Genomic DNA, 18,043 nt, shown 5'->3' with positions numbered 1-18,043 from the left:
ATGAGGACTTGCTTAATTACAAAAACTGTATGCAAGAGCCTTTTCAAGGCTCTACTCGAAGTTCAGTCTTGTCTAGCTCATAACTCTGTCTTTCTGAATAGGAAGTGCAACGTTCTGCTAGATAAAAAATTATATACAGGGAGTCTGCGAGTTCCTTAGCATCCTACGCCATAGCTCCGGACTCGCCTCCACGTCGCCCCCCTCAAAAAACTCAATTTCGAATATACTTGCAGAAATTTTATTATGGCAGATAATTTTCCGAGCTTATTAAAGCTGGGCTAACTTCAACCCTTCTGAATTCATGTAGATTTCATATTTAGATTTTTCAGGCACAAACTTCTAAGCTGAAAGGAAGCTTCCTTTCTTTTCAAGAATAACAGCATTCATAGTTGTAGTATTATAAAAACCCTTAAACTTTCAGCGTTAGGTAAGCGCCCTTCTCGAGGGTATTTTTTGTGACTCAATGACTCTGGGCTTTTGGGTGCGTATACTTTTTGTCTAGCTGTCGGCGGGTGAATATCCCCGAGTCCAACGGCTCGCTGAACATCAAATAAATCGGTTCAAGCCCCGAATTCGCTGGGAAGGAAATGATCAGGTCACTAACATCCGTCACCACGCCTGGATACGTCTCAGCCTCAATGACCAAGGGCTTTAGCTCCACGCCTGTGTAGGTAGGCACCGTTGGCGTTACTGCTAGTGTAGTGGCCGTCAAGGAATGCTCTCCGGGAAGATTCGCCGGTGTCCAGGTCAACGTAATGCCAGGCTGGTCAACCACCAAACTCGGCACAGTCAGGCTATAGAGCCCCGTCTGAAGATCAAGCGTTGCTCCTCGTACGGATACACTCGAAGGGACATTCACCTCATCCACCTTTACCAACGATACGTAGGAACGGCCATCACTGAGGGTCTCGTTGATCAACCTGAAGGGCAAGTCCACGCTGCCTTGGACCGCTGCGGCACTGGCCAAATAAGTACCCGAAGGTAATTCCAACAGATCGGGTGACACACCTAACGCGTAACGAAAACGGGCTGGTCGTTCATCTTGCTCTGGACCGGCCATGGAACTGGAATAAGCGAGTGTAAACAGCCCTACGGTGGACGCCGCGCTCGCAGCTGCGAAGTCCACTTCTCCCATTAAGGCAACAACTCCCTTGATGGCTTGACACAGAGCAGAGGCGGCCTCCCCCAATGGCACTACGCCCTGCCCAGGGATCGTCAGTGCTGTAGTTACAGAGGCGTTAAAGCAATAGGTATTGGCAACACGCGCTAACCCAGCCTGCACACTGTGAGGAATCCCCTGCAAGCTGGCTTGGGCGGTCTCCTGAGCCAGGCGCAGTGCTGCGGTGGTCTCTTCTGCCTTTGACCGTACTGCGGCTTCTGCCTGATAGGCCTGCGCATTGACGTTGGCCGAGGCCGCGTCAGTGGTTTGTTGCAAGAGCTGTTGCGCATTCTGAGCTGCAGCCCGTGTGGGAGTGGCTTGCACTTGTGCGCCAAGCTCGCTCAAACGCACGGACATCTGCTTTGTTTCGTTTTCAATTGATTGATTTAAAGAGCTCTTTTGGGTTCCAGCAAATGCGGTTGCCTCAGTGATCAAGCGGTTGGTGTTGTGGATAAACCTGGGAACACTGCTTTCCCTTTGGGCTTGCGCGTCTTTAATAATCATATCCAGTTCCCCGGCATTGATTTGACCGGTAGCAGCTGAGACAAGCTGAGTGACCTGCGCCTCTACTTCATTGAAGGTTTGTTGTGTTGACTGGTATACTGAGTTTAGCGTGTTGCTGATCTGCTCAGCGACTACGGATATAGCGGTATCAACCTGTTTGGCAAGTTGTGTCACTTGCTGCTGCATAGGCGCAGTAATAGCAGTGAGTTGGGTTCCCAATTGCAGGAGTACTTCTTGCGCCTCCTGCTGGGTAGCTCGTTCGGCATCGATACGTGCCTGTTCGTCTGCCAAACGCTTAGCTTCCACCTGTGCAGCGACTCTTCCCGCCTCATCGGCAATACATTTGGCCTCAACGTTTTCGCATGCTTGATTAGTCTGCGCTTGAAGGTTCTGCTTCAGGATATTAAAATAATCGATCTCGCGGCTGCTATATTTTGCAGCAGACGCACTCTCAAGCAAGGCGTACCATTCTTTATAGTTTTTATCCTGAGGGTAATTTGTCTTGCTTACGCTGATTACATCTTTAATAAATTGCATAGGCGAAAATCGAAATAAGTCTCCATAGCAATACTTATCAGCAATCATTTTTTGAGCAGCAGACGCTTGTGTTTTTTTAGCAATTAGTGGTTCAACTGAAAGAATATGCTGTTCTATTTTCGCGACTTCACTCTCGGGACTTCCTTCATTCTGCTCTGTTGCACTGATGCTATTTGCAACAGATTCAGGCATCATCGGAAGCTTCATGGAAAAGCTCGCCTCTAGATCCTTAACACTTTGTAAAATGATGGCAGGGCATGTATTTAGTACATAGGTATGCGTTGCAACGTTAATGAGCTGTCCGGTGTAACTATGGGAAAAACCACTATCTCCACCATCGCCTGCGAATTTCTGAGGTTCATATTTATTAATAAAGTTGATTTCGATTTCTGGAAGACAAATCGTATCGCCATTCGACATAGTGAATTTTCCTTTTAGCTAGTTCCGACATAAAGGTTCTGTATATGTCAGCGGGAAAGACGGCTGATTTTCCCGTTACCTAATTACGCTCTGATGAACGGCTTCTGCTCTTAAAGGTTCTGTTTTCTCGAGCAATTGGTGATGAGCTTGCTGCTCGTTGCGTGAGATTGCAGATCGGGACCAGTGTTCCTGACCCATCCGATCCGACGGGCAAGCTGTTCTTCAATATTTTCGCCACGTTCGCAATTCGCGTCGAACATCATAAGGCTGCGAACGCGAGAGGGAATATCCATCGCACGGGCCAAAGGTCAGCTGCGAGGCAACAAATCACAGCTTTCCGATCGTCAGCAGAATGAACTGCGCCGCATGCACGACCCTGGGGAGTATTCGAGCAGTGATCTTGCCAAGGTGTTTTCGATATCAAGATCAACCGCCTATCGGGCACTTGCGCGCCAAGCCAACGGAGTAGCTGGGAGATGAGCTCTAGACCTTGGCAGGCCGCGAGCCACCAAGGCCCCTCACTGGCCTTAAGCACACTTTCGGTCCCGTTGCCCCCAAGTACAGCATGTTCAGATTGTTGCGGAAGCCGTAGCACATCTCGATCGCTCATAACATCACGAGGTTACATGTCGACATGGCTCAGGGCCGATGAGCAAAGCAAAGAGCAAATATCAGTGCCCGTGCTGAAAGCCGGAATGTTGGTGGTCATTCCTTTGGGGTCAAAAGATTAAACGATCATCACAAACTACTGCGCACCGATATGTCAATGTGGGGGGATGCCTCAGTGCGAGCCCAGCCTGTACGGCAAATGGCCGCAACTGGATTCTCATGGAGACCGGGCAGCGCGTTGACACCGCCGACGCAGCTCACGGCACATCGAATCGATGGGCCGTGAGGAATATTACTCCGCGCGGGAGGGGAAACCGGCTTCGACCAAGGCCTTAGCGATCTGCTCTCTGGAAGCCGAGGAGTGCACCTCGACACGCCGGGTCGGTGGGTCCGTAACGATCTTGGCATTGGGGTCGATCGTCCGGATAGTCTTCGTCACAGTGCGAGCGCAACCGCCGCAGGTCATGTCATCGAGTTGGAATTGCATGGAAAACTCCTTTCTGATTTGGGTGTTCAAAGTCTTGTGGTTGCCACGGTTGGAATGTCAAGCGCTATTTGGATCAACATCACTGCCTAGCTGGCAATTTCTCAGAGCGGCAACACCGTTGTGCTCTTCACGCGGTCAAGAACGAAAGCTGGCCCTGCAGCCCCGCAAGCTCGGTTGCTTTAGCAGCGTGTTCAGCACACAGCGGTAGTAGCGGGCCATGTTCTATGGGTAGTGTCGGAACTGCTTCCCAGTCTGCCGGCACCGGACTGTGAAGCAACCGGTTATCGCGAGTCATTCATTGCACTGGCTGATAAAGTTGTATTGGCCCTGATGGGAGCTGGCTGGTGCCCCATTATGACCTTTGCAGGGTTTATTGCCCTGCTACCCACTACCTCTGGCTGGTCATTGCCATATTTGGTGATGCTTTTGGCCACGGCTGTAATGGGCCTTGGTGGTGCAAACCTGTTGACTGACACGGCTGTCGATATGATGGGCTGTGGCTCCAGACCTGGGGCAAACCAGCACGGCGCGCTCCACTGAGTCCAGTCAGCCTGCCGTTGTAGGCTTGCCGCTAATAAAACACCCACGGCACCAGATCTGTAAGATTCGGTAGGCAATCCTTTTAACCCGCCCGAATTGGCGAGCGTTTCGAAGCATAGATAGTGCTCATTGCATTCAGCAGTATTAGAGGAACGAAAAAGCCACTGTTGCCAAATTAGCTGGTCGATACAAGGGGCGCGCTCTACGTATGAATATATACTATAGAGTAAGCGTTAAGAAACTAAGGCAAACTTGCTAAAGATGTAGAGCACTTGCATGCGCAATCGGCCATATGATGCGCGCGATCAAAGTCGCCCACCTCCCGAATAGAATCAAACATTGCGCTGGGAATGCTCGTGCAGTACAGAGTAGCGTGCAGTAGCATCGGTCACGGCTACTTGACACGCTATGCGATCCAGCAGTCGAACTGACAGCTTCGACAAATGTCCTAGATTTTTCAAACAGACAGATGCAGCGCTCCAACAGCTCGGATGGGGTTCTTGCTCTAAACCACCTGTCCGTGAATTTGCATCACTTCAACACTTCAATCCTTGAAGACACTGCACGCGTATCTAGCCGAACAAACATGTTAACTTTCGCCGGGTTGCTGCCTTCGCTTACTGAAAAGCAGAATCGGGATATAGATTTTGCCAGCCACCACCTAAGGCTTTACTCAATGCGATAATGCCCTGCAACTGCTGGCCGCGGCTCGCCATAGCAGCATCCTCTACGGAATATAAGGTACGCTGCGCGATTAACAGCTGCAAATAATCGATAGTGCCGACTTTTTGCTCTCGCTCGGCACGATTAACGGCAACCTGATGATCTTGAACGGCGGTCATCAGTGCATTTTGTCGAACGCTCTCTTCGCGCACTGAGCTCAAAGCATCCTCGACATCCCGCAGCGCAGTACGAATGCTCTTTTCGAATTCAATGCGCTGCAACTCCGTGACGGCTTTAGCTGCCTCGATGCGTGCTTGTCTACGATCATTATCAAACAGTACATGCGAGCCAGAAAGTGCGGCACTCCAGACAAAGCTTGGGGCGGAAAATAGCGACCCGACGCCGCTGCTGGCGGTACCTAGGCTAAGTGGTATGCGAAAGTGGGGGAAAAGGTCTGCAATAGCTACGTTGGCGCGTGCAGTGGCTACCGCCACTTTGCGCTCCGCGCCGCGTACATCGGGCCGCGCACGCAATACATCCGATGGAACTGAAGCTGGAGTGACTGGAACCTGCGGTAGCGTGTTGCCGGAGGATTCAAAGCTAGCTTTCAGGTCATCCGCCGCCCCCCCGACCAGTAGCCCGATCGTGTGGGCATGCTGAGCAATACTGGCGCGCCATGTAGGCAGTAAGGCAATGGCAGTTTGCATTTCCGCACGCGCCAAAGCTACGCTCGTTTCGCTGACCAAACCAGCGCTGTACAAGCGCTTGTTTGTATCGAGCGTCTCTCTCAGTTTTGTGACATTTCGCTCTGCAATGGCCAGCCGCTGCTGTTTGATACGCAAGTCTATGTAATTCGCTGCGATTTCAGCAAGAAGACTGGTAAATATCGCCCTACGGTCTTCCTCAAGTAGGGCGATATTGGCATCCTCTGCATCGACCGCATAGCGGATACGGCCAAATAGATCGGGCTCCCAACTGGCATCGAGCTGTAGCGTCTGAGATCTAGAGCGACCAATACCTTTTGGCCAGTCCAGCTCTTTACTTGAACGTTGCTCCATAGTTTGTCCTGATACGCCTATAACTGGACTACTTTGGGCAGCAACAGCCTGGCGGTCAGCTCGGGCAGCCAGCAAACGCTGAGAGGCGATTTTCAGGTCTAGGTTATTACAGAGTGCATGCTCAACTAGTTGGTTTAGGACCGGGTCATTGAAATTCTTCCACCATTCACGCAGATCCAGTCTGGCTGTGTTGCTAGGTGGGGCCTCTGACCAATTGGCGGGGGTCTTGTCAGAGGGGCTCTTGTACTCAATGATGTGTGGAATGCTGCAACCCGAAAGAAAAATAACAACGGCAGCTGTTAACAATTGTTTCATGTCGAACCTCACAAGTACGACTGAAGGAGGCGTTGCATCCGCCCTTTCGGCACTTCATTACCCACGGCTACGCTACAGGTCATGCCCGCTGCTAGGATGATATCGTCTGGCACGTCCTCTATCTCGATCCTGACAGGGATGCGTTGCGCGAGGCGGATCCACGTGAACACCGGGTTTACATTGGGAAGACCGCGATGGTCCGGGTTATCGTTCGCATCGGCGATTCCATGAGCAATACTCGCCACGTGGCCTTTGATGGGAGATTCGAAGCCCATTAATCGAACTGCAACCGGGTCGCCCACTTTGATGTTTGCAAGCTTGGTCTCTTCGAAGTATCCCGTTATCCAGAAGCTATTGGCATCCAGGACGGTCACATTCGTGACTCCATCCTGCGCATAGTCGCCAGGGCGCAGCCTCATGTTAGTTACATATCCGTCTACTGGCGCTTTCACGGTTGCACGCTCGAGGTTAAGTCGAGCGACATTCAGGGTTGCGAGCGCACGGCTGTAAGCCGCCTCGGCAATGCGAATCTGCCCGATGCTTTGGTCAATGGTCTCTTTAGCGATAATATCCGCGCCCACTGCGCTTTGTCGCTTCGAGGTCATCTGCCTTAGGGCTAGTTCAGCCTTGCGCCCGTTGACCTCGGCTTCGGCGGCATCCACGGCAAGCTGGAAGCGGACCGGATCTAGTTGATACAGCACCTCACCTTTGTTGATGAACTGGTTATCGCGAACTGCGACTGATTGGACAGTTCCGGAAACCTCCGGCGCAATTTTGACGACCTCTGCACTGACACGGCCGTCTCGCGTCCAAGGTGATAGTACATAAGTGCGCCATAGCTCAATTACCAAGAAGGCGATGGCGATCAGTATTAGCGCAGAGGCAATGAAACGAATGGATACTTTCATGAGTTTTGTCATAAGTGGCTCAAACATAAAGAATCAAGAGGGCCACGATTCCTATTAAAATCGCGATTTCGACCAAGGCGGGATGCCACACGTTGCGAAATACACCGATATAAGTAAGTGTCTTGCGCACGCCCAGGAAAACTGGCCAAGCCAGCATGACGTATAAAAGAAACGGGGGAATGTACACGCCCGCTATCGAGAACTCACTTAGCACGATGTTTGCCCCTTCAGATTTGCGATCCAGCCCCCATGACGCCTTGTTAGGTGGTCCACGTCTGCGACGGCAGCTGCAGTACGATGAATGATTCGCGTGTCATTGGGGTTGTTATCAACGAGTGCAAGTATTCGGTTTTGTACGCTGGCCAGTAGGTGCGCGCCCTCCTCATTACCTAGGCACTTTTGCGCAATATGGAGAGCTCGTTGTGCCAACACGCGAACCTCGATCGGAGAGGCCGGGTTGATGATGATGTGATGGAGCAACAGTGCTGTGCGCCCTAGGTGTATGGCTCCTAATCCTTGGCTAAGCAGTTCTGATGCATGCTCTGGATCGCTCTTTAGACTAAGTGCAACACCAGCGAGACGGTGGTGTTGGAGGTGTTCCCATACTTTGCGGCGCCCTACAAACCCCTTTTGTAGCGTTTCCAGCACATCTTGGCCCAGGGCATGAGCCAAACGATGAGCCTGCTTGTGTGGGTCATTTGGCAGAATCAGCTTCATTGCCAGCCATGTAGCAATTACAGCAATCATCCAGGCCAGTGCTTTGTTGAAGAATGCTACGATCGAGAAAACCAAAGGGGACGTCGATATAAGGTCGAGCTCCATCGGATTGGTCGCGCCAATAAGGGTGTTGAAGGTGACGAGATAAGCCAGACCTGCGAAGGCATACTTAGGTTTGGTGGTGACGAGCAATCCTGCGATCCAGAAGGGCATCATGCAGAGCATTAAAAGCGGGAACCCCTGGATATTGGGTAGTATGACCGTAACAAAAAAGTAGGCTGGAAAAATCCCTACTAGTGTGCCTTTGACGAAAGAAATTGCGCCTTCCACCGGGTTGCCTGTGGTTGCGAGTAAGATACTATAAGGGGCAAGTAGCAGGAGCAGAGTTGACCAATCGTGCCAGCCCGTCACAATGCCGAACAGCCCGCCCAGAACAATAGCTAAAACAGAGCGAATCCCGTTACGTAGACCACCGCTCCAGTCGCGGTTGTATCGAAAGCCCACGCTTTTATAGGGCCGCCGACGGTGCAGTTTTACCAGGCCAATGATAGCTGCCTCCCAGTCCTCCAGTATTTGCTGCAGGCCGTCCAGCCACGTTAATACATTCGCATCACCATCGTTACGCTCAACTTCATTGACGATCTGACTGACATCACGGCGCATTGCCGACACTGCACTCACTGCACACTCAAGGCTTGGCAGCTCATTGTGCTCGATGAGATGGATCACTTCAGGCAGCTTTTCGCAGAGTACCGAACGCGTCTGTTTAGAGGCAGGGTGATCCTCGGTGTAAGCGTGATTAATTTCGGAAACACCAAGAGCAGCGCTGAACAGTGATGCCATGGATTCTCGAACCCAGCCCGCGCTGATACTGACATCGGGGGACTCATGCCGACTGAGCTCCAGCAAGTCGTCAATTGCAAACAAGCCTGATACGAGATCTGGCTCTACTGCCGTGTAACGGTTTCCACTTGCAACACCTTTCACCTGCTGGAGAAGAAGCTGACCTACCTTTGACAATTGTTGTGCGATCGCTGTTTCTAGGCGTGCGCAGGTAGCACGCTTGCTCAGGACTGCGGTCACAACACCGAGACAGACGACGCCTACCGCAACTGTGGCGATGCGTCCTAGCGCTATATTCAGTGCATGCTCTGGTGCCTCCAGTGCACCATAAGATGCGAACCCAACGGTATAGCCCGCAACGGCTGCACCCACTGCCCAGAAGTGGCGCATGACTGTTGCAGCTACGCTACAAAGCCCCAGCCAAAGTCCAAAACTAAGCAGGAAAAGCAGGGGCGCCTGAATGAAGAACCCCATCAGAACGATGGCCACAAGACCGCCGATGAGCGTGCCCACCAGACGCCACCCCCCTTTGGCCAATACTACGCCCTGGTTCATATGGGTCACGAGCAAGACTGTGTTAGCAGCTGAATAGGGGGTTTCTAGCTGCAAAGCATATGCAATGGCATAGGCCAGCACCGCCGCCAGAACGGAACGAAAAATATAGACCCATTGCGGAGAGAAAAAATCCAATTTCGACATTGCGAATTGCAGTTGTTGTACTGCTGCATTTCTGTGATTAACAACGTTTGAACTGCTGGGTAGCTGCTTCATTGCCTATGTCTCATTTGCACTGTGCCGTTGAGCCCTGCCGTTCATATGCGCGCTATCGTTTTTTCCGGAACCGAGCGCCGCTCACTGAAGCGTACTACCTGATAATAGTAATCATACTTGATGAGAATCATCCTACCTTAGGATGTATGTGCTTTGCAAATCGCTTTTTCAGCGAGAACGGTTTTTTAACTGCCTGAGTTGAGCAAGCGCTACCCGAGGTTCTGTACGAAGATCTACAGAAACAAAGATTTCATTGAAATTCATTGCCGTTCCAGCCTGGAGACAATGGTGGCAAAGCGTTCCAAGGTCCCCGATGCAGCCTGGGATTTGCTTGCCGACATCTTTACTCAAACTCGATCCACTGGGCGCTCGAGTCGATGATCGCCTGATGCTCAAATGGGTGCTTTGAGTGCTCTGCTCGGGAGCGGCTTGGAGAGATATGTCAGAGCGCATTGGCCCTTGGTCGACGGTTTATCAACGATTTCGCGACTGGCATATTTATGACGCTCTCGATCAGAATCAGAGCCCCATCAGGCGTGGAAAAGAGGGTTGAAGAGCCGCAAGATCACGCACTCGGACGCAGCAGGGGCGGCCTGACAACCAAAATGCCATGCTATGCAACGCCAATGGTGTGCCGCTGCGCTGCACTTCCTGTTGTCAGACGGGCAAGTCTACGTATTATCTACCCATCCTTTACTGCGTGAGGCTTGCATCCCAAGCTTGCGCGGCGGTCCCCGCAAACGCTGCCGATGGCTGCTGGCCGATAAGGGTGACGATGCTGAAGTCCTGCGCCGGTACTGTGATCGTTACGGTTTTCGTGGATCGCGCCGCTGGTTAAGTGAGCCTTGAAAGTAGCGAAAACCCAGAGCAGTTCCGTAAACTGCCTAGGCACTCGGTTTACCCTCCCAGATCAGCGCCAGAGGCGCTGACTCCCTAGCTGGGCAAAGTTTATTATTCACCTCGCAGCGCTTTAAGTAGCCTCTTAAATCCTCCATTCAGTCTAGTAAAAGCAGTTTCGAAATGAATTTCATTTTACGCATAATTTGCGACCTCTCCCTGTTGACCCACTGTATTTTGATCAATGGAAGGTCGGCTCGGCGTACTGCAAAGCAAAGCGCCGTCGTGAATATCACTCGCCAACTCGTTTACGGCAATATGTTTTGGATTTGTTGCTTTTAAAGAGAAGGGAATAGCCAACCCTCCTTTTTCCTGGCACGCAAGTACAGCGAAGAAGCCAAAATCTTTTTGCGTTAAAGCTAGGAGTATCGGCGTTAGCGATATTATTACTCAGGACCTCAGCTCTTACGCTAAGATAAGCTAATATCTCTTTCTGCCGAGCCAAGTGCTTTTTCAATATGAATATTCACAAATGGCCACCTAGTTTACGCTGCTATTTCCTTCCATCCCAATCTACATCAAACATCCATCGTATTGAACGTAGAGCGCCTGACCCAAGGCACCATCCTAATTCACATGCAAATAAACTTGGAGCCTCAATCACAGTGAGCGGAAGCCTACAAAACCGCATACGCAATTCTGAAATGGGTAATTGCGGTTACGCTGGACAACTTAGACCGCACAAATAATCACTCAGTATCTCAAGAGAAATATCACAATCTGCGATAACTGTAATGTCGGCCTGAGCCTCCTAATAGGGAATGAACCCTATAGTCCTATTGAGCCTCAAGCGCCCACCCAATAATCAACGACTAATATGAACTCAGGGGTTACCAACCTCATCCGAGGAAACCCACCCCCCCCCTATCAAAACCTTGTTCGTCATCGCCGTACTGACTGTCTCTACTTTGGCTATAGCTAAAGACTTTTTCATGCTTGGAAGCGGCCAAGAATAACTCTGTTGAATCGTATCAAGTAGCTCAAACGCAAACGTCCAACCTCCCGTCGCTGAAAGCAAAGCCAAAGCGATAGACCACAAGAATTGCTAAAAAGCCGGGTGCGCTCCCAAGCTGACAGAATTGTAATCACTTTGATGTTCTAAATGTGGCAATTTCTGAGCTCGCTTGCCGTAAGAGTTCGTCTTTTGTGACGGTGGGCGAAGCTCATCTGGGCAACTCATCTGTTGTTTGGCTCGCGCTCCCTTTTGACTGATTGGACATAAACGACATGCATTCCATAACCTCTAGGCGGACATTCGTAAAAGGCTTGGCCGCTGGTGGCATTCTGAGCGGCCTTGGCCTTTACCGCACTCCTGTATGGGCGGTGACAAGTCCTGGTATTCAGAGCGTTCTCACCGGCAACGAATTTGATCTGTCTGTTAGTGAAACCACTGTAAACATCACCGGTTCGCCACGCACGGCCATGACCATCAATGGAACACTGCCAGGACCCTTGCTGCGTTGGCGCGAAGGAGAGACGGTCACCCTGCGTGTAAAAAACCGCCTGGACCAAGACACCTCGATCCATTGGCACGGGATCATTCTGCCGGCCAACATGGACGGCGTACCTGGACTGAGCTTCCATGGCATTGCACCCGACGGCATGTACGAGTACAAATTCAAGGTTCATCAGAACGGTACGTACTGGTATCACAGCCACTCGGGCTTGCAGGAACAGGCAGGCGTTTACGGGCCAATCGTTATCGAATCGAAAGAGCCTGAACCTTTTCAATACAATCGCGACTACGTGGTGATGCTAACTGACTGGACCGATGAAGATCCTAGTCGCGTCATGGCAAAGCTGAAGAAGCAATCTGACTACTACAACCACCACAAACGTACCGTTGGCGATTTCTTCGACGATGTCAGCAAGCAAGGCTGGTCATCTGCCGTAGCAGACCGGAAGATGTGGGCTGAAATGAAAATGAACCCCACTGACCTTGCAGACGTCAGTGGAGATACTTACACCTACCTGATGAATGGCCAGACGCCTAACGGTAACTGGACCGGTATTTTTAAACCGGGTGAGAAGCTGCGTCTTCGATTTATCAACGGCTCGTCGATGAGCTATTTCGACGTCCGAATTCCTGGTTTGAAAATGATCGTTGTCGCTGCCGACGGTCAACATGTCAAACCGGTCAGCGTTGACGAATTCCGCATCGCCGTAGCTGAAACTTATGATGTGATCGTAGAGCCTGCAAGTGAAGAGGCTTACACCATCTTTGCCCAGTCTATGGACAGAACCGGATATGCATGCGGAACCCTTGCAGTTCGCGAAGGCTTAAAGGCGCAAGTGCCTGCTATCGACCCTCGACCTCTTTTGTCCATGGATGACATGGGAATGGGCGGTATGGCTGGTATGGGCAGCGGCGACATGTCCGGCATGCATGGCATGAATCACAGCAAGATGGCAGGCATGGACCACGGTAAGATGGCAGAGATGAGAGATATGGGTGGAGAAATGCAGACTCACCCAGCCTCCGAAACCAACAACCCTTTGGTTGACATGCAGGCCATGAATCCAACGCCAAAGCTAAACGACCCAGGCATCGGTTTACGGAACAATGGTCGTCGGGTGCTCACATACTCTGATCTGAAAAGCTCGTTCCAAGATCCTGACGGCCGCCAGCCCAATCGCACCATTGAGCTTCATCTGACCGGTCACATGGAGAAGTTTTCGTGGTCCTTCAACGGAATCAAATTTTCTGACGCCGAGCCGCTTCGTCTGAAGTATGGGGAACGTCTTCGCATCACCCTGGTGAACGATACCATGATGACCCATCCCATTCACCTACACGGCATGTGGAGTGACCTCGAGGATGAGAACGGCAAGTTCATGGTGCGCAAGCACACGATCGATATGCCACCAGGTACCAAACGCAGCTATCGAGTCACCGCAGATGCCTTAGGCCGTTGGGCCTACCACTGCCACCTGCTTTTCCATATGGAAATGGGCATGTTCCGTGAAGTACGGGTTGATGAGTAAAGGAGACGATCTGTGAGTACATACCTATATCGTAATTCCCTGGTTGGCTGCCTCTTTGCGGCTGGTCTGCTAGGTGGACTCTCGTCAATTGTGCTGGCAAAGGAAAATGGCAGCGATCATTCAACCATTGCTCCTGCTCAGACAACAGACAAACCAGCAATTACAGCGAGCAATTCGATGCTAGATCACGGGTCAATGGACCATAGCAAGATGAGCCATGAGTCGATGGATCATGACCAAAAAATCAAAAAGGAAGATTGAGATCATGACCGGCAATTTTTTACGCCCCACGCTGATGGCACTTGCAGTTTCTACAAGCCCTGCATTCTTTTTCATGGTCCAAGCTGCTGAAGATATGGATCCGTCGATGGCGACGCCATCAAGTGCGGACGCAAAGCCTTCGGCTGCACAAAAATCCAAACCAGCCAAAGCGAAAGATAATGCGATGGATCACTCCAAGATGGACCACGGCTCAATGGGAACTATGGACCATAGCAAGATGAACATGGACGATGAGAATATGAACGGTATGGCAAGCATGGATGGAGGGGTGACTACCACGAGCCGAACCCCAATCCCCTTACTTACCGACGCTGACCGTGCAGCCGCCTTTCCAGATGTGGCAGGCCATGGTGTTCATGATAAAAAAATTAACTCGTTTATCCTTCTGGATAAGTTCGAGTACCAAGAGGCTGACAACGGTAGTGCGCTGGCATGGGATACCAAAGGGTGGATCGGCGGTGACGTTGATCGCCTGTGGCTGCGTTCAGAAGGTGAACGTACCAATGGCATAACGGAAAACGCGGAATTTCAAGCACTTTGGGGGCATGCCATTGGTCCATGGTGGGATGTTGTCACAGGCGTTCGGCAAGACTTCAAACCCGGATCGCCTCAAACATGGGGAGCGCTCGGTGTTCAGGGCATGGCCCTCTATAACTTTGAAGCTGAAGCGACTGCCTATATCGGTGAGCACGGTCAAACCGCCGCTCGATTTGAAGGCGATTACGACATCCTGCTGACCAATCGCCTGATCTTGCAACCGACAGCCGAAGTAAATTTGTACGGAAAAAATGATTCTCAGCGCGGCATAGGATCAGGATTGGCCAACACCGAAGTAGGATTCAGGTTGCGCTATGAGATTGTTCGCCAATTTGCCCCTTATGTCGGGGTTACCTGGAATCGCTCCTACGGCAAGACCGCCGACCTAGCCAGCGATAATGGCGAAAAGACCAACGAGGCTCGATTTGTAGCAGGTATTCGTATGTGGTTCTGATTGTTTGAGCAACACCCCTACGAATTTTGAATAACGGGGAGTCGTCTCCCCGACTCAAAAGTGCGACCTTCACCTTTGCAGTGGCATTGAACGCTTGAGTGAAGTTCTACTGCTCCGCGGAACGTTTCGCTGCCGCCAAGGGAAAAGGAAATATTCATGACAGGTAGCTTCCGACTTCAAGTCGATTTCTGCGTATCGCAACATTCGCCGCGCTTTTTCATCGGCTCAACGGCTCAAGCCCTGACCATAGATGTACACCGAAATGCAAACTGCAGTTGCTACAAAAATGGATTCAGCACAATGGCTTCACCATCGTGGATCATGTAGGAACTAACATGAGTGCTGTCAAACAAGATCTGGGTGTCGCTCCACTACTCTCGGCTTGTCACACCGCGATGATCAACAGGAAGTGTGTAGAAGGTCATTTGCCCGCAGTGCAAATAATTGTGATGAGTAACAGTGACGACCTTCTCGGAATCGCCCCCCCCTGGCATGCCGGCAGGCTCTCCAGGAATGGAAGTCAATGTATTACATGAGGCGAATCAGATAATCGGCTTGGCCAAAGCAGGTACAGATTAGTCCTTGCTGAATATACTGCAAATTAATCCGATCCTCTACGTCCGATCCCTGCATGGTCAGCTTTTTTCCTAGCCATGCAGTGGGTTAGACGCTATCCATTTTTCGTTCAAGCAAGACGCCTTGGACAACCAGGTACAGTTATATTGAACCCTATCTAACTGCTGCTTTGGCTCCCATAGAGCTCCTTCGCTTGAAAGGGGCGCTCGTGTGGAAGTGAGCGGGGGGGGGACAAACTCTGCGGTCTAGGCTCACTGATGAATGTCGACGGGTCATGGACCCAGGTTTCGTACGAAAACCCACGGAAACACTGATTTCTGTAAAACTCATTGCCATTCCAGCCTGCAGACCAAGATGGCAAAGCGTTGCGAGATCACGATGCAGCCTGGGATTTGGTTGCCGATATCTTTACTCAAGCCCGACGCACTGGGCGCGCTCTAGTCGATGATTGCATGATGGTCAACTGCGTGTGTTGGGTGCTCTGCTAGGGAGCGGCTTGGCGAGACATGCCAGAGCGCTTTGGCGGAAGACCAAAATCTTACTTGCGAGCAAATTTGCCGTAAGCTCGTACCTATGCCCTGTTGGGACTGAGTCCACGTACAGACCGCCAATTCAGGCGGCTTTTATTCCGAAATAAACTGGGCTGAAGAATACGCGTCATTTCCTCACCTAGATGTGGGACCTTCTTATCGGCGGCATAGCCGTCAATCCTTGCAGGCTATTGCGCTATCGGAGAGGAGCCCCTTTTCCCCTAGTGCTGCGAAGTACCAAAAAAAATCGTATGATAGGACGTCACACTGCTCGGTTAACAGGCTCCCTATGAATTCAGTGCTACCTCAGGCTCCAAGGCTTTCTCTTGTTGACTCAGCGATTTCCGTTATCCGTCGCCAGATCGAAAGTGGCGAATGGAGGGTGGGAGAACGCATCCCGAAAGAGCAGGAATTGGCGGAGATGCTTCAAGTAGGCCGCAACACCGTCCGCGAGGCAATCCGTGTGCTTTCCCACGCTCAGGTACTTGAAGTTCGTCAGGGTGACGGGACCTACCTGCTGACTTCGCTCGACCCAACTGAAGTCATGCGCCGAATCAGCAGGTCTAGCTTGCGGGAGCATCTTGAATTACGTTTAATGCTGGAAACCGAAGCCGCTCGACTGGCTGCGCAGAATCGAACAGAAAATGATGTAATCAAATTGCGTCAGTTACTCACTGTCAGAACTCAGACAGAATTAAGCCAATACAAAGAAGCCTTTGCAGATGCTGATACGGACTTCCATGTAGCTGTCGTCGCGATGGGGGGTAATACCGCCCTCACAGAACTGTATCGCTACTTCTCCCATTCCGTGCGACAGAATAGTCTATCAGTGATCAACGACACCAACCTGCAAATACCGGATCTCAAGGCCCATAGCGCAATTGTCGATGCTATTGAGCGACAAGACCGCGACGCAGCAGCAGCAGCCGTAGAAGCGGTCGTCAAGCCGCTACTCAATGCTTTGCGTAACACGAAATTTGATAATTGGGCCGACCCATGCCGTGAGGCTCAATACACAACAACCTATTGAATAGCGGATTGCAGACTAACAACAGTTATACACCAATATTTAAATCGGAGTTTTTTACAACACCTTTTTATTTCGCTACAGCAGTTACCAAATAAAGAGCCATTCAATACTTATTTTCCATTTTGCTAACATTCTAGCATAGCGATCATCTTCCCTGAAATACAGCTTTAATTATTTAATTAGCAATCTATAGCGATCAACCTTACCATTAATAGCTTGGTTTTAAATGTGCCATCCGGTATCGGTATTTCGGACCTTGGGGGAAGTGTTCGCCGACTAGCGAAGTGTCCAATAGGTAAGCTTAAACTCCATCGTTGTTGCCGAGAAGGACAATGGGTGTATGGGCTAAGTCCATCGGAAACACGCTTAACAGCGCCGTAGAAATGATTGCAATGTAGTGGTCAACTAATCCCGGACACGGCTTTAAGTTTTTCTTCGGCCCGAGTTGGCGCCAGCCCACCGTTGAATTGATGGGGGCGAATCCAGTTGTACCGGTGCATCAAGAATTGGCTGATATCGCGCAGGGCTTCTTGAGCCGTTCGGTAACCCGTCGTCGGTATCCACTCCGTTTTCAAGCTGCGGAACACGCGCTCCATTGGCGCATTGTCCCAGCAATTTCCCCGGCGAGTCATGCTCTGGCGCATGCGATAACGCCACAGCCGCTGGCGAAATAAACGACTCGCGTACTGGGCGGATTCAACCGGTCGTCGCAACACCTGATCGAGGTGTTTATGGGACGACCCGCAGGATGGATGCAAAAATTGACGGGCCGGGGAGCGATGCGTTCTTCAGGTGCACCCTCACTTCGTAATACCCTCACTTCAGCAAACCAGGCGACACAACAGACCTTCAATGAAGTAGAGGCGCAAGTTACTCAGCTTGTCTTAACGGCTACCGGTCAAATCAGTGCCGTGGAACTGGATGCAATTGTTAAAGCCGCACAAGCCCAAGGGCAAAGCAGCGTTTCCAGGTTTACCGACAACACCAACCGCTTGATCGCTGAGGCATCAGCATTTGCGGAAGCGGAGCCAATCTTTATCCCAATCGAGCGAGGCGGAATTATCGTGTGATGGCCAGACGCTTACAAGACTGTCGCCGTTGATCCACGAGCACATCAATATGCTAGGGCGGTATTCGTTCGCGGTACCGGAAGAGGTCGAACGTGGGGAATTGCGACCGCTGCGGAGTCCAGAAGATGATCTGTGAACAGGCAGTCACTTG

12 protein-coding genes and 5 pseudogenes are annotated in these 18,043 nt (G+C 51.2%); 9 read left to right on the top strand and 8 right to left on the bottom strand.

Annotation, left to right across the window (positions count from 1 at the left end; genetic code table 11):
- Window positions 1–460 precede the first annotated feature (460 nt).
- Window positions 461–2,620, bottom strand: coding sequence for an S-type pyocin domain-containing protein (locus GH769_RS00285; protein WP_153649392.1), 2,160 nt, complete (start codon window positions 2,618–2,620; stop codon window positions 461–463).
- A 366-nt stretch (window positions 2,621–2,986) separates the two neighbouring features.
- Here GH769_RS00285 and GH769_RS28910 point away from each other — a divergent pair, with 366 nt between their 5' ends.
- Entirely contained in the window at window positions 2,987–3,100 is a 114-nt protein-coding gene (locus GH769_RS28910) for a helix-turn-helix domain-containing protein (RefSeq protein WP_256670330.1), read from the top strand.
- A 421-nt stretch (window positions 3,101–3,521) separates the two neighbouring features.
- Here the strand turns inward: GH769_RS28910 and GH769_RS00275 are convergent, their stop codons facing one another.
- The 5 genes from GH769_RS00275 to GH769_RS00250 form a co-directional block, all read right to left on the bottom strand.
- Entirely contained in the window at window positions 3,522–3,716 is a 195-nt protein-coding gene (locus GH769_RS00275) for a heavy-metal-associated domain-containing protein (RefSeq protein WP_153649391.1), read from the bottom strand.
- Between the two features lie 1,157 nt (window positions 3,717–4,873).
- On the bottom strand, window positions 4,874–6,292 hold the full coding sequence (locus GH769_RS00265) for an efflux transporter outer membrane subunit (RefSeq protein WP_153649389.1): 1,419 nt from the start codon (window positions 6,290–6,292) through the stop codon (window positions 4,874–4,876).
- Between the two features lie 8 nt (window positions 6,293–6,300).
- Entirely contained in the window at window positions 6,301–7,212 is a 912-nt protein-coding gene (locus tag GH769_RS00260; RefSeq protein WP_153649388.1) for an HlyD family secretion protein, read from the bottom strand.
- 7 nt (window positions 7,213–7,219) lie between these two features.
- Window positions 7,220–7,414, bottom strand: coding sequence for a DUF1656 domain-containing protein (locus GH769_RS29305; RefSeq protein ID WP_153649387.1), 195 nt, complete (start codon window positions 7,412–7,414; stop codon window positions 7,220–7,222).
- Entirely contained in the window at window positions 7,408–9,531 is a 2,124-nt protein-coding gene (locus tag GH769_RS00250; protein WP_153649386.1) for an FUSC family protein, read from the bottom strand. The genes GH769_RS29305 and GH769_RS00250 overlap by 7 nt, the downstream gene beginning before the upstream one ends.
- 288 nt (window positions 9,532–9,819) lie before the next feature.
- Here GH769_RS00250 and GH769_RS28905 point away from each other — a divergent pair.
- Window positions 9,820–10,341, top strand: a pseudogene (locus tag GH769_RS28905) (transposase); the annotation flags it as partial.
- A gap of 141 nt (window positions 10,342–10,482) precedes the next feature.
- Here GH769_RS28905 and flgB read toward each other — a convergent pair.
- Window positions 10,483–10,898 (bottom strand): annotated as a pseudogene (flgB, locus tag GH769_RS00240) (flagellar basal body rod protein FlgB).
- A gap of 757 nt (window positions 10,899–11,655) precedes the next feature.
- Between flgB and GH769_RS00235 the strand changes: the two are divergent.
- From GH769_RS00235 to GH769_RS00215, 6 genes and pseudogenes are all read left to right on the top strand, one after another.
- A complete protein-coding gene (locus GH769_RS00235; protein ID WP_153649384.1) occupies window positions 11,656–13,413 on the top strand; it encodes a copper resistance system multicopper oxidase in 1,758 nt (585 codons plus the stop codon).
- A gap of 12 nt (window positions 13,414–13,425) precedes the next feature.
- A complete protein-coding gene (locus GH769_RS00230) occupies window positions 13,426–13,674 on the top strand; it encodes a hypothetical protein (RefSeq protein WP_153649383.1) in 249 nt (82 codons plus the stop codon).
- The gene (locus GH769_RS00225; RefSeq protein WP_153649382.1) at window positions 13,646–14,686 is read left to right on the top strand and encodes a copper resistance protein B; all 1,041 of its coding nucleotides are present in this window, start codon (window positions 13,646–13,648) and stop codon (window positions 14,684–14,686) included. The genes GH769_RS00230 and GH769_RS00225 overlap by 29 nt, the downstream gene beginning before the upstream one ends.
- Before the next feature lie 156 nt (window positions 14,687–14,842).
- Window positions 14,843–15,291, top strand: a pseudogene (locus GH769_RS00220) (DUF411 domain-containing protein).
- Window positions 15,292–15,627: 336 nt separating this feature from the next.
- A pseudogene (locus tag GH769_RS28900) lies at window positions 15,628–15,810 on the top strand (transposase); the annotation flags it as partial.
- A gap of 271 nt (window positions 15,811–16,081) precedes the next feature.
- Window positions 16,082–16,822 carry a FadR/GntR family transcriptional regulator gene (locus GH769_RS00215; RefSeq protein ID WP_153649381.1) on the top strand — a complete coding sequence of 247 codons (741 nt, stop codon included), beginning with the start codon at window positions 16,082–16,084 and terminating at the stop codon, window positions 16,820–16,822.
- A 401-nt stretch (window positions 16,823–17,223) separates the two neighbouring features.
- Here the strand turns inward: GH769_RS00215 and GH769_RS00210 are convergent.
- Window positions 17,224–17,520: pseudogene (locus tag GH769_RS00210) on the bottom strand (integrase core domain-containing protein); the annotation flags it as partial.
- A gap of 54 nt (window positions 17,521–17,574) precedes the next feature.
- On the opposite strand from GH769_RS00210, the gene GH769_RS00205 reads away from it, so the two are divergent.
- Window positions 17,575–17,892 carry a hypothetical protein gene (locus GH769_RS00205; protein ID WP_153649380.1) on the top strand — a complete coding sequence of 106 codons (318 nt, stop codon included), beginning with the start codon at window positions 17,575–17,577 and terminating at the stop codon, window positions 17,890–17,892.
- Window positions 17,893–18,043: the final 151 nt, after the last annotated feature.

The organism is Pseudomonas sp. CFSAN084952 (assembly GCF_009648855.1).
GTDB classification, from domain to species: Bacteria; Pseudomonadota; Gammaproteobacteria; order Pseudomonadales; family Pseudomonadaceae; genus Aquipseudomonas; species Aquipseudomonas paracarnis.
The sequence above is the reverse complement of the archived record's forward strand: the minus strand, read 5'-3'. Positions and strand labels throughout refer to the sequence as shown.

Bases quoted from the DNA above. Each gene is read 5' to 3' on its own strand.
- GH769_RS00275 (WP_153649391.1), bottom strand. From the start codon at position 3,716: ATGCAATTCCAACTCGATGACATGACCTGCGGCGGTTGCGCTCGCACT.
- GH769_RS00235 (WP_153649384.1), top strand. From the start codon at position 11,656: ATGCATTCCATAACCTCTAGGCGGACATTCGTAAAAGGCTTGGCCGCT.
- GH769_RS00260 (WP_153649388.1), bottom strand. From the start codon at position 7,212: ATGACAAAACTCATGAAAGTATCCATTCGTTTCATTGCCTCTGCGCTA.
- GH769_RS00215 (WP_153649381.1), top strand. From the start codon at position 16,082: ATGAATTCAGTGCTACCTCAGGCTCCAAGGCTTTCTCTTGTTGACTCA.
- GH769_RS00285 (WP_153649392.1), bottom strand. From the start codon at position 2,620: ATGTCGAATGGCGATACGATTTGTCTTCCAGAAATCGAAATCAACTTT.
- GH769_RS00265 (WP_153649389.1), bottom strand. From the start codon at position 6,292: ATGAAACAATTGTTAACAGCTGCCGTTGTTATTTTTCTTTCGGGTTGC.
- GH769_RS00205 (WP_153649380.1), top strand. From the start codon at position 17,575: ATGCAAAAATTGACGGGCCGGGGAGCGATGCGTTCTTCAGGTGCACCC.
- GH769_RS00250 (WP_153649386.1), bottom strand. From the start codon at position 9,531: ATGAAGCAGCTACCCAGCAGTTCAAACGTTGTTAATCACAGAAATGCA.
- GH769_RS28910 (WP_256670330.1), top strand. From the start codon at position 2,987: ATGCACGACCCTGGGGAGTATTCGAGCAGTGATCTTGCCAAGGTGTTT.
- GH769_RS00225 (WP_153649382.1), top strand. From the start codon at position 13,646: ATGACCAAAAAATCAAAAAGGAAGATTGAGATCATGACCGGCAATTTT.